This window comes from Stenotrophomonas africana, from assembly GCF_013004645.1.
Classification (GTDB): domain Bacteria; phylum Pseudomonadota; class Gammaproteobacteria; order Xanthomonadales; family Xanthomonadaceae; genus Stenotrophomonas; species Stenotrophomonas africana.
The window spans coordinates 80,600-92,680 of sequence record NZ_JABEME010000009.1 but is presented as its reverse complement, the minus strand read 5'-3'; the positions used below and the strand labels follow the sequence as shown (position 1 = coordinate 92,680).

Annotated in this window: 13 protein-coding genes; 6 read left to right on the top strand and 7 right to left on the bottom strand. The window is 66.9% G+C overall.

The genetic code is table 11. The annotated features are described in order from the left end of the window. Window positions 1–43: 43 nt before the first annotated feature. Entirely contained in the window at window positions 44–676 is a 633-nt protein-coding gene (gene upp / locus HLA98_RS15885) for a uracil phosphoribosyltransferase (RefSeq protein WP_057499348.1), read from the top strand. Window positions 677–847: 171 nt separating this feature from the next. After that, window positions 848–1,141 carry a PsiF family protein gene (locus HLA98_RS15880; protein ID WP_012479780.1) on the top strand — a complete coding sequence of 98 codons (294 nt, stop codon included), beginning with the start codon at window positions 848–850 and terminating at the stop codon, window positions 1,139–1,141. Between the two features lie 120 nt (window positions 1,142–1,261). Here HLA98_RS15880 and HLA98_RS15875 read toward each other — a convergent pair whose 3' ends face one another. From HLA98_RS15875 to rsmD, 6 genes are all read right to left on the bottom strand, one after another. Next, on the bottom strand, window positions 1,262–2,149 hold the full coding sequence (locus HLA98_RS15875) for an MBL fold metallo-hydrolase (protein WP_049446254.1): 888 nt from the start codon (window positions 2,147–2,149) through the stop codon (window positions 1,262–1,264). Window positions 2,150–2,269: 120 nt separating this feature from the next. Further along, the gene (ggt, locus tag HLA98_RS15870; RefSeq protein ID WP_057499347.1) at window positions 2,270–4,000 is read right to left on the bottom strand and encodes a gamma-glutamyltransferase; all 1,731 of its coding nucleotides are present in this window, start codon (window positions 3,998–4,000) and stop codon (window positions 2,270–2,272) included. Then, entirely contained in the window at window positions 3,997–4,278 is a 282-nt protein-coding gene (locus HLA98_RS15865) for a YfhL family 4Fe-4S dicluster ferredoxin (protein WP_057499346.1), read from the bottom strand. The genes ggt and HLA98_RS15865 overlap by 4 nt, the downstream gene beginning before the upstream one ends. A 132-nt stretch (window positions 4,279–4,410) precedes the next feature. Next, window positions 4,411–4,902 carry a hypothetical protein gene (locus tag HLA98_RS15860; protein WP_004153167.1) on the bottom strand — a complete coding sequence of 164 codons (492 nt, stop codon included), beginning with the start codon at window positions 4,900–4,902 and terminating at the stop codon, window positions 4,411–4,413. A 60-nt stretch (window positions 4,903–4,962) separates the two neighbouring features. Further along, entirely contained in the window at window positions 4,963–5,472 is a 510-nt protein-coding gene (gene coaD, locus HLA98_RS15855) for a pantetheine-phosphate adenylyltransferase (RefSeq protein ID WP_005409091.1), read from the bottom strand. Window positions 5,473–5,498: 26 nt separating this feature from the next. Then, window positions 5,499–6,077, bottom strand: coding sequence for a 16S rRNA (guanine(966)-N(2))-methyltransferase RsmD (gene rsmD, locus HLA98_RS15850; protein ID WP_057499345.1), 579 nt, complete (start codon window positions 6,075–6,077; stop codon window positions 5,499–5,501). A gap of 652 nt (window positions 6,078–6,729) precedes the next feature. Between rsmD and htpG the strand changes: the two genes are divergently transcribed. Further along, window positions 6,730–8,622: a molecular chaperone HtpG gene (gene htpG / locus HLA98_RS15845; RefSeq protein ID WP_057500727.1), complete on the top strand. Its 1,893-nt coding sequence runs from the start codon at window positions 6,730–6,732 to the stop codon at window positions 8,620–8,622. Between the two features lie 168 nt (window positions 8,623–8,790). Here htpG and HLA98_RS15840 read toward each other — a convergent pair whose 3' ends face one another. Then, window positions 8,791–9,090 (bottom strand): hypothetical protein, encoded by a 300-nt coding sequence (locus HLA98_RS15840; protein ID WP_057500726.1) that lies wholly within the window; start codon window positions 9,088–9,090, stop codon window positions 8,791–8,793. Window positions 9,091–9,219: 129 nt separating this feature from the next. Here HLA98_RS15840 and ftsY point away from each other — a divergent pair, with 129 nt between their 5' ends. The 3 genes from ftsY to HLA98_RS15825 all read left to right on the top strand — a co-directional run bounded on the left by ftsY (window position 9,220) and on the right by HLA98_RS15825 (window position 12,018). Further along, window positions 9,220–10,536: a signal recognition particle-docking protein FtsY gene (gene ftsY, locus HLA98_RS15835; protein WP_057500725.1), complete on the top strand. Its 1,317-nt coding sequence runs from the start codon at window positions 9,220–9,222 to the stop codon at window positions 10,534–10,536. An 82-nt stretch (window positions 10,537–10,618) separates the two neighbouring features. Next, window positions 10,619–11,743 carry an A/G-specific adenine glycosylase gene (gene mutY / locus HLA98_RS15830; protein WP_057500724.1) on the top strand — a complete coding sequence of 375 codons (1,125 nt, stop codon included), beginning with the start codon at window positions 10,619–10,621 and terminating at the stop codon, window positions 11,741–11,743. Between the two features lie 5 nt (window positions 11,744–11,748). Next, window positions 11,749–12,018, top strand: a complete 270-nt coding sequence (locus HLA98_RS15825) for an oxidative damage protection protein (RefSeq protein ID WP_014036808.1) — start codon at window positions 11,749–11,751, stop codon at window positions 12,016–12,018. Window positions 12,019–12,081: the final 63 nt, after the last annotated feature.

Genomic DNA, 12,081 nt, shown 5'->3' with positions numbered 1-12,081 from the left:
TCCGGCAAAATGGCGCCCTCTCTCCTTCTCCCCCCTTCCGACCATGAAGATCGTCGAAGTGCGCCACCCGCTGGTGCAGCACAAGATCGGCCTGATGCGCAACGCTGCGCTCAGCACCAAGGACTTCCGCGAGCTGGCCAACGAGCTCGGCACGCTGCTGGCCTATGAGGCCACCGCCGACCTGGATACCGAGCCGCACACCCTGCCCGGCTGGGCCGGCCCGGTCACCGTGCAGCGCATTGCGGGCGCCAAGATCACCGTGGTGCCGATCCTGCGCGCTGGCCTGGGCATGCTCAGCGGCGTGCTGTCGCTGATCCCGGCCGCCCGCGTCAGCGTGGTCGGCCTGCAGCGCGATGAGGAAACCCTGCAGCCGGTGCCCTACTTCGAGCGCCTGACCGGCCGCCTGGAAGAGCGCGACGCGCTGATCCTGGACCCGATGCTGGCCACCGGCGGCACGCTGATCGCCACCATCGACATGCTCAAGCGTGCCGGCGCCCGCCGCATCAAGGGCATCTTCCTGGTGGCCGCGCCGGAAGGCATCGAAGCGGTCAAGGCCGTGCACCCGGACGTGGAGATCTACACCGCGGCCGTCGATGCCCAGCTCAACGACAAAGGCTACATCCTGCCGGGCCTGGGCGATGCCGGCGACCGCATCTTCGGTACCCGCGTCGGCTGATCCGGCGGACCGGGGTCAGAGCCCTTTCGTGCCGAAAGGGATCTGACCCCAGGCGCTACCCCAAGCGCTGTACTACAGGCCGGCTGCGGCGGCCGGGGCACCATTCTTCACGTGGCCTTCCTGCCAGCAGGCCAATGCTCCGCGCACCCGCCACCGCTTGGAGTGTCCCCGATGAAAGCTTCATTCCTGCTGGCCGCTGTCCTGCTGGTCAGCCTGCCCTTGGCCGCCAATGCCACCACGCCGCAGCAGCAGCGCATGGCCGACTGCTCGGCAAAGAACAAGGGCCTGAAGGGTGACGCCTACAAGACCGCGCAGAGTTCCTGCCTCAGTGGCCACGCCGCCGAAGCCAAGCCGGCCAATGCGCAGCAGGAACGCATGCGCAAGTGCAACGCTGACGCGGGTGCCAAGAAGCTGGCCGGTGATGCGCGCAAAACCTTCATGAGCAGCTGCCTGAAGGCCTCGTAGCATCGCTCGTCCAGATCAATCAAATGGGGTCAGAGCCCGTTGCGCAGCAACGGGATCCGACCCCGACAGATCGCAGCCAACCGTCAGAGGCGGGGCTGCAAGCCCTGCCGACAACACCCCTCACCCCAGCGCGCGCGCCTTCAGTTCGCCCTGCTCGTGCAGGGTCACGAAACGACCCTTGTCATCGCGGCCCAGCTGCGCCAGTGCCACCTGCGGGTCGTGGGTGAAGAACAGACGCACGTTGCGCGCCAGCTTGTCTTCGAGGAACTGCCGCTTCTCGTCGATCAGCAGCTCGGCGTTGCGGTCATAGCCCATGGTGATCGGCACGTGCACCCATGAACGGCCGGGAATCAGGTCGGCGCAGAACACCACGCCGCCATGCGGCCCCTCGCCGGCCTGCGCATGGCCGACGATCTCGGCCAGCATCAGCCCCGGTGTGTGCCCGTCGCTGTAGCTGAAGCGTACGCTGCGCCCCAACGCCTTGGAGTATTCACCGTCCACCACTTCCAGACGGCCACTGGCCTGCAGCAGGCCGGGCAGTTCCGGAATGAAGCTGGCGCGGTCGCGCGGGTGTGGCTGCACGGCGCGCTGCCAATGCTGCGCGCCGACCACGTAGGTTGCGTTGGGGAACAGCAGTTCCGGCTCGCGACCCTCGCTCCACGCCGCCAGCAGGCCACCGGCATGATCGAAGTGCAGGTGGCTGAGCACCACTACGTCGATATCCTCGTGCTCGAAGCCGGCTTCGCGCAGCGAATCGATCAGCACGTGCTGGCTTTCCTGCACGCCATAGCGCTCGCGCATGCGCGGATCGAAGAACGCGCCGATACCGGTTTCAAACAGCACGGTCTTGCCTTCCAGCGGGCTGGCAAGCAGTGCACGGCAGGCCAGCTCGATGCGATTGAGCTCGTCCGGTGCCGCCCATTTTTCCCACAACGCACGCGGCGCGTTGCCGAACATCGCGCCGCCGTCGAGGCGCTGCGAGTTTCCACGAATAGACCAGAGTTTCATGCGTCGATTATCGGCGCCGGCTCGTTAAATAATCGCTAGGAGGAAAACAGAAAACCCCGCCGGCAAAGGCGGGGTTTCGGTAATCGGCCAGATTGCCGGCCAACGGCCGGCACGACCGGATCAGCGTACCGGTACGACCTGGGCACTGCCCACCGGATTGCGCGGGTCGCTGCCGCCGAACAGCTTGTTCGCCTTGCGGTCCCATTCCACGGTCTGCAGGTTGCCCCACACGTGGCTGGAACCGCGGCCACCGGCGGCAACGTCGCCCGGCAGGTCGATCTTGTGACCCATGGCCTGCAGCTGCTTCACCGTCGCCGCGTCGAACGCATCGTCCTCGGCTTCGATCAGGTCCGGCAGCCACTGGTGGTGGTAGCGCGGCAGCGCGGCAACCTGCTGCGCGTCCAGGCCGTCGTCGTAGCCCAGGATGCCCAGCAGCACCATGGTGATGATGCGACTGCCACCGGGGGTGCCCAGCACCACCACCTTGTCGGCGTTCTCCATGAAGGTCGGCGTCATCGAGCTGAGCATGCGCTTGCCCGCCCTCGGCGCATTGGCTTCATAGCCCATCACGCCGAACGCATTGGGCGTGCCCGGCTTCAGTGCGAAGTCGTCCATCTCGTTGTTCAGCAGCACGCCGGTGCCCTTGGGAATCAGCCCCGAGCCGTAAAGCAGATTGACGGTCTGGGTGGCGCCGACACGGTTGCCGTCACGGTCGATGATCGAGAAGTGCGTGGTCTCGTCGTCTTCCAGCGGCGTCGGGTTGCCCGACAGCAGGTCGCTGGGCGTGGCCTTTTCCGGATGGATGGTCGCGCGCAGGCCCTGTGCGTAATCCTTGCTGGTCAGCACCTTCTGCGGAATCTGCACGAAGTCCGGATCGCCGAGGAAGAAGGTGCGGTCGCGGTAGGCGCGACGCATCGACTCCACCACCAGATGGGTGCGATGTGCCGGGTCCATCTTCCTGATGTCCCAGCCTTCCAGGATCTGCAGCATGCTGGCCAGCGCGATGCCGCCGGACGACGGCGGCGGCGCGGTGGTGATCTTCCACCCGTTGTAGTTGAACACGATCGGCTCGCGCTGCTTCACGCGGTAGCCGGCCAGCTCTTCAGCGGTCCACTGGCCGCCGGCCTGCTTCACGCCGGCCAGCAGCAGCTTGCCGGTCTGGCCCTTGTAGAAACCATCGAAGCCCCCCGCAGCCAGTCGCTCCAGCGTCTGTGCCAGTTCCGGCTGCTTGAACAGGTCGCCGCTGGCGATCGGCTTGCCGTTGCGCAGGTAGACCTCACGGGTGCCGGGGTAGCGTTCCATCACTTCGCGACGCGAGGCATAGCCCTTGGCCATGCGGTCGTACACCGGGAAGCCTTCGCGCGCGATGCGGATCGCCGGCTGCAGCGAGGCCGACAACGGCAGCTTGCCGTGCTTGGCCGACAGCTCGACCAGCGCTGCAGGCAAGCCGGGAATACCGGCCGACCAGGCGCCGTTGACCGAACGATCACGGTCCAGGTTGCCCTGCTTGTCGAGGAAGGCCTGCGGAGTTGCCGCGGCCGGTGCGGTCTCGCGAGCATCCAGCATCACGTCCTTGCCGGTGGCCGCGTCGTGCAGCAGGAAGAAGCCGCCGCCGCCCAGTCCGGAACTGATCGGCTCGACCACCGCCAGCGTGGACGACACCGCCACCGCGGCGTCGAAGGCGTTGCCGCCCTGCGCCAGGATGTCGATGCCGGCCTGGGTGGCCAGCGCGTGGCCGCTGGCAATGGCTGCGCCGTCGGGGCGCTCGGCACGGGCCGGGCTGTCTGCCCAGGCCATCGGGCTCAGCAGCAGGCCGAGCAGCAACAGGGGGCGGACGATCAGCGTCTTCATTCGGATGGGGGCTCCGCGTAGAGTTCGGGGTGATCGTGCTGCAACTTGCGCAGCTTGGCCAGCAGCTGGTCTTCCGTTTCCACGATCTCCGGATCCGGGTCGATGCACTCGACCGGGCAGACGACCACGCACTGTGGCTCGTCGAAATGACCCACGCATTCGGTGCAGCGCGCAGGGTCGATCACGTAGATGGTTTCACCCATCGCAATGGCCTGGTTCGGGCAGGCCGGCTCGCATACGTCGCAGTTGACGCAGAGCTCGTTGATTTTCAGCGACACGGCGATACTCCTCGCCCGCGCCCTGGGACAAAGGACCGGCCAGCGCGGGCGCGCGGGCCGGTCAGGTCATCAGCGGCGCCCTTGCAGGACGCCGCCCGGGCCATGCCGGAGCATGGCCGCCATGGCTCGGTATTACTTGGCTTCGACGAAAATGTACTCGGCACCGGTCGGCTGGATCGCAGCCTGTACGCGGGCGTTGTCGGCCGACTGGCCGATGAAGACGACGCGCACGCCCTTCATCGAATCCGGCGACACGTCCTTGAAGACGGCCTGGATCATGTCAGCCATCTTGCCCGAGGCCGACGAACCGAAGGCCAGCATGTTGCCCGGCTGCACGCCACGGGCCACGGCCTGGGTCGCGCTCTCGGTCTGGCGCTCGTACTTGGCCTGGAAGTCCGGGTCCGATTCCGGCGAGAGGTAGTACAGGAACGGACTGTTGGTGATGTTGCCCATGTTCTGGATCGCCACTTCCTGCAGGTACTTCTTCCAGCCTGCATCGTCGTCCTTGGACGGAGCGACCAGGGCCTGCTTGGCCTCGTCGACCGGAGCGGCCTCTTCCTTCTTGCAGGCGGTGAAGGCCAGGGCCAACGAAGCGATCAGCATCGCGCGCATGGTGGTGTTCATGGGTTTCCTCCCGGAATGGTGCGTGGTGTTGTACGTAATGGGGTGCGGGTACAGCAGGGCTTACGACTGTGCAGCCTTCGCTTCGCGGACCTTGCGCAGGGCTTCGAGCACCGCGGCCGGCACGAAACCGGACACGTCGCCGCCCAGGCGCGCGATCTCGCGGACCAGCGAGGACGAAATGAAGCTGTGCTGCTCGGCCGGAGTCAGGAACAGGGTCTCGACCTCCGGAATCAGATGGCGGTTCATGCTGGCCATCTGGAACTCGTACTCGAAATCGGACACCGCGCGCAGGCCGCGCAGCAGCACCCCGCCCTGGACCGAACGTACGAAATGGGCCAGCAGGGTGTCGAAGCCGATGACTTCGACGTTGCCGTGGTGGCCCAGTGCGCCACGTGCCAGCTGCACGCGCTGCTCCAGCGGCAGTGCCGGTCCCTTCGACGGGCTCTGTGCCACGCCGACCACGACCTTTTCGAACAGTGGTGCGGCCCGGCTTACCAGGTCGATATGACCGTTGGTGATGGGGTCGAACGTGCCGGGGTAGACGGCAATGCGGCGGTTGGCCACGGTCATGGGCGGATGCAGATGTTCAGATGAGGTCAAAGTGTAGCAGTGGCGCGGCGGTACAGGGCAAAGCGCACCTCACGGGTGCCGCCCTCGCGGTGCAGCAGCCAGTCCGGCGGCAGCATCGGCACGTGGCCGGCCGGCGATTCCAGGTACAGCCAGGCATCGGCAGCCAGGTGCCGCGGCAGCTGGGCCAGCACGTCCTGCCACAGGCCATCGGCGAACGGCGGGTCGATGAAGACCAGGTCGACCTGCTGCGCCTGCGCCCCTTGCAGCCAGCGCAGGGCATCGGCCTGCACGACGGTGACCTGCTCGGAGGCCTGCAGCTTGGCGACGGCGGCGGTCAGGTTGCGCCCGAGCTGCGCATCGCGCTCGACCAGGGTGGCGTGGGCGGCACCGCGCGAGACGGCTTCCAGGCCCAGCGCGCCGCTGCCGGCGAACAGGTCCAGCACCCGCGCGCCGCCCAGCCTGGGCATCAACCAGTTGAAAAGGGTCTCGCGCACGCGATCGCTGCTGGGCCGCAGCCCCGGCAGGGTCGGCACCGGCAGACGGGTATTGCGCCAGCGACCGCCGATGATGCGGACCTGGCCGTCATTGCCCCCACGGCCGCTCATTGGCGCCCCCGGCGGGGGGTATTCGAGAAATTCAGCATGAGCAGGATTGTAGTTCGGCCGGGCGGCGCCCGGCACCCGTCGAAGCCATGGCAACGGCCGAAGCAACGGCAAAAGCCGGCTATCCGTGGGTTGGCGGGGTGGGTCCGGTCGAGGGGGACGCTGCAAGTACGTCCATGTAAGCTCGGTCGCCGCATCCATGCGGCTCACGCCCCCTCAACCGGACCCACCCCGCCTTCGACAGTTTCCTGCGATCTGTCGGAACGGCTCTTGGGGTCAGATCCGTTTTCCTGCGGAAAACGGATCTGACCCCAGTTTTATTTCGATATCTGACAGAGGTGTCGACCAAGGTCGACACCTACCAACAGCCGCGTGAACCTGTCAGAGGCGGGGCGGTGTGGGTTGGCAGGACCGTTGGCGCCATGGATGGCGCCATCGAGCCCCCAGGGACGGGTTCACGGCGTGTCCTGCCAACCCACACCGACCCGCCATCCCACGGAACGCCCGCTGTTGCTGTTGCTGTTGCTGTTGCTTCGGCCTCTGCAGGTGCAGGGCTGCAAGCCCTGCCGAACAACCCCTTGATTTCGGGACAATCAGCCATACCCCTTGGCGAGGCCGCACGCGCTGGCGCGGCATTGCACATGGAGCCCTATCGATGACCGACACCATCCAGACCGAAACCCTTGGCTTCCAGACCGAAGTCAAGCAGCTGCTGCAGCTGATGATCCACTCGCTGTACTCCAACAAGGAAATCTTCCTGCGCGAGCTGGTCTCCAATGCCGCCGACGCCGCCGACAAGCTGCGCTTCGAGGCCCTGACCCAGCCGGCCCTGCTGGAAGGCGACAGCGAGCTGCGCGTGCGCGTCAGCTTCGACCCCGCCGCGCACACCATCACCATCGAAGACAACGGCATCGGCATGAGCCGCGCCGAGGCCATTGCCCATCTCGGCACGATCGCCAAGTCCGGCACCGGCGATTTCCTGCGCCAGCTGTCCGGCGACCAGAAGAAGGATTCGCAGCTGATCGGCCAGTTCGGCGTCGGCTTCTACAGCGCCTTCATCGTTGCCGACGAAGTGGAAGTGACCTCGCGCCGCGCCGGCCTGGCTGCAGGCGAAGGCGTGCGCTGGACCTCGCGCGGCGAAGGCGATTTCGACGTGGCCACTGTCGACAAGGCCGAGCGCGGCACCCGCATCGTGCTGCACCTGAAGGACGGCGAGCATGATTTCGCCGACGGCTGGCGCCTGCGCAGCATCCTCAAGAAGTATTCGGACCATATCGGCCTTCCGATCCAGATGCCGAAGGAAGGTGGCGAAGAAGGCGCCGCGGTCGAATGGGAAACCGTCAATCGCGCCAGCGCGCTGTGGACCCGTCCGCGCACCGAGATCAGCGACGCCGAGTACACCGAGTTCTACAAGCACGTGGCGCACGACCACAGCGATCCGCTGGCGTGGAGCCACAACAAGGTCGAAGGCAAGCTGGAGTACACCTCGCTGCTTTACGTGCCCGGCCGCGCGCCGTTCGACCTGTACCACCGCGACGCGCCCAAGGGCCTGAAACTGTACGTGCAGCGCGTGTTCGTGATGGACCAGGCCGAGCAGTTCCTGCCGCTGTACCTGCGCTTCATCAAGGGCGTGGTCGATTCCAACGACCTGTCGCTGAATGTCTCGCGCGAGATCCTGCAGTCCGGCCCGGTCATCGATTCGATGAAGGCGGCGCTGACCAAGCGCTCGCTGGACATGCTGGAAAAGCTGGCCACCGACAAGCCGGAGCAGTACGCCACGTTCTGGAAGGAATTCGGCCAGGTGCTGAAGGAAGGTCCGGCCGAGGACTACAACAACCGCGAGAAGGTGGCCGGCCTGCTGCGCTTCGCCTCCACCCGTGGCGACGGCGATGCACAGACCGTGTCGCTGGCCGATTACCTCGGCCGCATGGCCGAAGGCCAGGACAAGATCTACTACCTGACCGGCGAGAGCTACAGCCAGGTGCGCAACAGCCCGCACCTGGAAGTGTTCCGCAAGAAGGGCGTGGAAGTGCTGCTGCTGACCGACCGCATCGACGAGTGGCTCATGGGCTACCTGACCGATTTCGACGGCAAGGGCTTCGTCGACATCGCTCGTGGCGACCTCGACCTGGGCGCGCTGGAAAGCGAGGCCGACAAGCAGGAACAGGAAGCAGCCGCCAAGGACAAGCAGGGCCTGGTCGAGCGCCTGAAGACGGTGCTGGGCGATGACGTGGCCGAAGTGCGCGTGTCGCACCGCCTGACCGATTCTCCGGCGGTGCTGGCCATCGGCGAACAGGACCTGGGCCTGCAGATGCGCCAGATCCTGGAAGCCAGCGGGCAGAAGGTGCCGGACAGCAAGCCGGTGCTGGAAATCAATCCGGGCCACCCGCTGATCGCCAAGCTCGATGCCGAAGCCGATGGCGCGCGTTTCGATGATCTGGGCCGGGTGCTGTTCGACCAGGCCGCACTGGCCGCCGGTGACAGCCTGAAGGACCCGGGCGCCTATGTGGCGCGCCTGAACAAGCTGCTGCTGGAGCTGTCGGCCTGATTGACAGGATGGAGGCCAACCTTGGTGACGCGCTTTTGTAGAGTCGAGCCATGCTCGACTGCTCCATGAGTGCCAACCAAGGTTGGCACCTACCAGGGCGGGTCGAGCATGCCAACCAAGGTTGGCCCCCACCTGGGGCGGCGGTTGGCACCTACCGAAGTGGGCTGCTCAGACCTCGCGATCCAGCAGCGAGCCCAGCATCTGGTCCTGGCGGCGGATCACCGTGGCATTGGCGGCGAAGGCCACCACCTCGGCTTTCGCCGCCAGCAGATCACCCAGCGGTGCGCGGGTATCGGCGCCAATGGACGTCACCGAAGCCTGCACCCCGCCCTGCTCCACCGCACTACGCTGCAGCTGCAGGCGTTGGGCATCGGGAGTCGCCAGGTTGGCCACGTTGTGCGCGGCCACCTGCACGCCCTGCTGGGCCACACGCATCCCGCTGAGGGCGATTCCCATCACGTTGTTCATGGCGGTCTCCGGGCCGCCCTGCGCAGCCCTCCGGACCGGTTAACGGCCGGCGGGCCGCGACCTTGAGTCCACATCGGCCCGACAGGCCCGAGTGGTAGCATATCCCTCTGATTTCAGCGCCTTTTGCCAATGCTCAGTTTTTTCCGCCGCAAGAAGCCCCAGGATGCCCCCGCAACGGAGGCACCCAAGACCCAGCACTACTCGGCTGAAGAGCTGGCGGCGGCGTTCCCGTCGGCCGCGCCGGTCGAGGACAAGGAGCCGGCACCGGTAGCCGTACCGGCCGAGCCCGCACCGGTCGAGCCGCCCCCCGCAGCCATCGTTCCGAACGCTGTCGAGCCGACCCCGGTGGTTCCGGCTCCAGTCGCACCGGTTCCGGCAGCTCCTGCACCCACGGCGCAGATCGACGTCGCCCCCGTCGCGGCCCCGGCCATCGAACCGGCACCCGCACCGCTGCCTGAGCCCACCCCCACACCTGTCACCGACGATCTGCCTGCCGCCGCCTCGGTCGACGCCGTTCCGGCGCCTGCCGGCAAGCCCGGCTGGCGCGAGCGCCTGCGCAACAGCGTCATCGCGCGCAGCTTCGGTGGCCTGTTCTCGCGCAACCCCAAGCTCGACGACGACCTGCTGGACGAGCTGGAAACCGCACTGATCACCGCCGATGTCGGCGTAGGTGCCACCACCGACCTGGTCGAGGGCCTGCGCAAGCGCATGAAGTCGCGCGAGTTCGCCGACGCCAATGCACTGCTGGCCGCGCTGCGCGCCGAGCTGATCGCAATCCTGCAGCCGGTGGCCAAGCCGCTGGTGATCGACCGCAACGCCAAGCCCTTCGTGGTGCTGACCGTCGGCGTCAACGGCGTCGGCAAGACCACCACCATCGGCAAGCTGGCCAAGCGCTTCAAGGACGATGGCCACAGCCTGATGCTGGCCGCCGGTGACACCTTCCGTGCCGCCGCCGTGGCCCAGTTGCAGGCCTGGGGCGAGCGCAACGGCGTGGCCGTGGTCGCGCAGGGGCAGAACGCGGATGCCGCTTCGGTGGCATTCGATGCGCTGCAGGCCGGCAAGGCCCGTGGCACCTCGGTGCTGATCGCCGATACCGCCGGCCGCCTGCACACCCAGTCCGGTCTGATGAACGAGCTGGGCAAGATCCGCCGCGTGCTCGGCAAGATCGACGCTACTGCACCGCACGAGGTGTTGATGGTGATCGACGGCACCACCGGCCAGAACGCGCTGTCGCAGTTGCGCCAGTTCAATGCCGCGGTGAACGTGACCGGTTTGGTGGTGACCAAGCTGGACGGCACCGCCAAGGGTGGCGTGGTGTTCGCACTGGCCCGCGAGTTCGGCATTCCGATCCGTTTCGCCGGCATCGGCGAGCGCCCGGAAGACCTGCGCGTGTTCGACCCGGAAGCCTTCGTCGACGCCCTGCTGCCCGAAGCGCTGGGCGGCTGATACACCGCGCAGCCACGCAAGGCGTGGCTCTACTGCGATCCGGTAGAGCCACACTACGGGTGGCTGCCTCTCTGGAACACCGATGCCCCGCCAGCCGCACGCCAGCGCCAGCACTGCCCAGCAAGACGACTTCGTCGCCCGCCTGCTGCACTGGTTCGACGCCCACGGTCGCCACGACCTGCCCTGGCAGCATCCGCGCAGCCCCTATCGGGTCTGGTTGTCGGAAATCATGCTGCAGCAGACCCAGGTGGCCACGGTCATCCCGTACTTCCAGCGGTTCCTGCAGCACTTCCCGACCCTGCCCGACCTCGCCGCCGCCAGCAACGACGCGGTGATGGCGCAGTGGGCCGGGCTCGGCTACTACGCCCGTGCACGCAATCTGCATGCCGCTGCAAAGCGCTGCGTGGAACTGCACGACGGCGACCTGCCGCGCGATTTCGATGCATTGCATGCCCTGCCCGGCATCGGCCGCAGCACCGCTGGCGCGATCCTCAGCCAAGCCTGGAACGACCCGTTCGCGATCCTCGACGGCAACGTCAAGCGCGTGCTCAGCCGCTACCACGGCATCGAGGGCTTCCCGGGCCTGCCGGCCATCGAGAAGCAGTTGTGGGCGATCGCCGAGGCGCACGTGGCGCAGGTGCCGGCCGGGCGCATGGCCGATTACACCCAGGCACAGATGGACCTGGGCGCGACCGTGTGCAGCCGCGCCAGACCCGCCTGCGTGATCTGCCCGCTGCAGGACGCGTGCGTGGCGCGCCGCGAAGGCCGCACCGCTGAACTACCCACGCCCAAGCCCAGCAGGACCCTGCCCGAGCGCGAAGCAGTGGCCCTGCTGCTGCGCGACGCCCAGCAGCGCGTGCTGCTGCAGAAGCGGCCGGACACCGGCATCTGGGCGCAGCTGTGGACACTGCCGCAGGCCGACGCCGGCAGCGTGCTGCAGGACTGGTTCGATGCCCATGTCGATGGCTCGCTGGAAGATGCCGAGGAGCTGCCAGTACTGCAGCACACCTTCAGCCACTACAGGCTGCACCTGCAGGTACTGGCGCGCCAGGTGAACGGCCTGCGCGTGGAAGAACCCACGTTGCGCTGGGTCGCCTACGCTGAATTGCCCGCGCTGGGCCTGCCCGCGCCGATCCGCAAACTGCTCGACGGCGCGACGATCAAGACGCCAAAACGAACTTCCAAGAAACCCCGCAACCACGAGTGAGCGCCATGCCCCGAACCGTCTTCTGCCAGTACGAACAACGCGATGCCGAGGGCCTGGACTTCGTGCCCTACCCCGGCGAGCTGGGCCAGCGCATCTTCAACAACATCGGCAAGCAGGCCTGGGCTGCGTGGCTGGCGCACCAGACCATGTTGATCAACGAGAACCGCCTGTCGCCGCGTACGCCGGAACATCGCGCGTTCCTTGAAGGCGAACTGGTCAAGTTCCTGTTCGAGAAGGACGCGGAAAAGCCGGCAGGCTTCACCCCGGAAGCCTGACACACAGGTAGTGCCGGCCGCCAACAAAAAGGGGACGGAGGGGATTAAGTCGTTTGTGGCACA

What these genes read in the sequence shown, in the direction of transcription:
- upp (WP_057499348.1), top strand. Translation starts at nt 44, where the DNA reads ATGAAGATCGTCGAAGTGCGCCACCCGCTGGTGCAGCACAAGATCGGC.
- HLA98_RS15880 (WP_012479780.1), top strand. Translation starts at nt 848, where the DNA reads ATGAAAGCTTCATTCCTGCTGGCCGCTGTCCTGCTGGTCAGCCTGCCC.
- HLA98_RS15875 (WP_049446254.1), bottom strand. Translation starts at nt 2,149, where the DNA reads ATGAAACTCTGGTCTATTCGTGGAAACTCGCAGCGCCTCGACGGCGGC.
- ggt (WP_057499347.1), bottom strand. Translation starts at nt 4,000, where the DNA reads ATGAAGACGCTGATCGTCCGCCCCCTGTTGCTGCTCGGCCTGCTGCTG.
- HLA98_RS15860 (WP_004153167.1), bottom strand. Translation starts at nt 4,902, where the DNA reads ATGAACACCACCATGCGCGCGATGCTGATCGCTTCGTTGGCCCTGGCC.
- coaD (WP_005409091.1), bottom strand. Translation starts at nt 5,472, where the DNA reads ATGACCGTGGCCAACCGCCGCATTGCCGTCTACCCCGGCACGTTCGAC.
- rsmD (WP_057499345.1), bottom strand. Translation starts at nt 6,077, where the DNA reads ATGAGCGGCCGTGGGGGCAATGACGGCCAGGTCCGCATCATCGGCGGT.
- htpG (WP_057500727.1), top strand. Translation starts at nt 6,730, where the DNA reads ATGACCGACACCATCCAGACCGAAACCCTTGGCTTCCAGACCGAAGTC.
- HLA98_RS15840 (WP_057500726.1), bottom strand. Translation starts at nt 9,090, where the DNA reads ATGAACAACGTGATGGGAATCGCCCTCAGCGGGATGCGTGTGGCCCAG.
- ftsY (WP_057500725.1), top strand. Translation starts at nt 9,220, where the DNA reads ATGCTCAGTTTTTTCCGCCGCAAGAAGCCCCAGGATGCCCCCGCAACG.
- mutY (WP_057500724.1), top strand. Translation starts at nt 10,619, where the DNA reads ATGCCCCGCCAGCCGCACGCCAGCGCCAGCACTGCCCAGCAAGACGAC.
- HLA98_RS15825 (WP_014036808.1), top strand. Translation starts at nt 11,749, where the DNA reads ATGCCCCGAACCGTCTTCTGCCAGTACGAACAACGCGATGCCGAGGGC.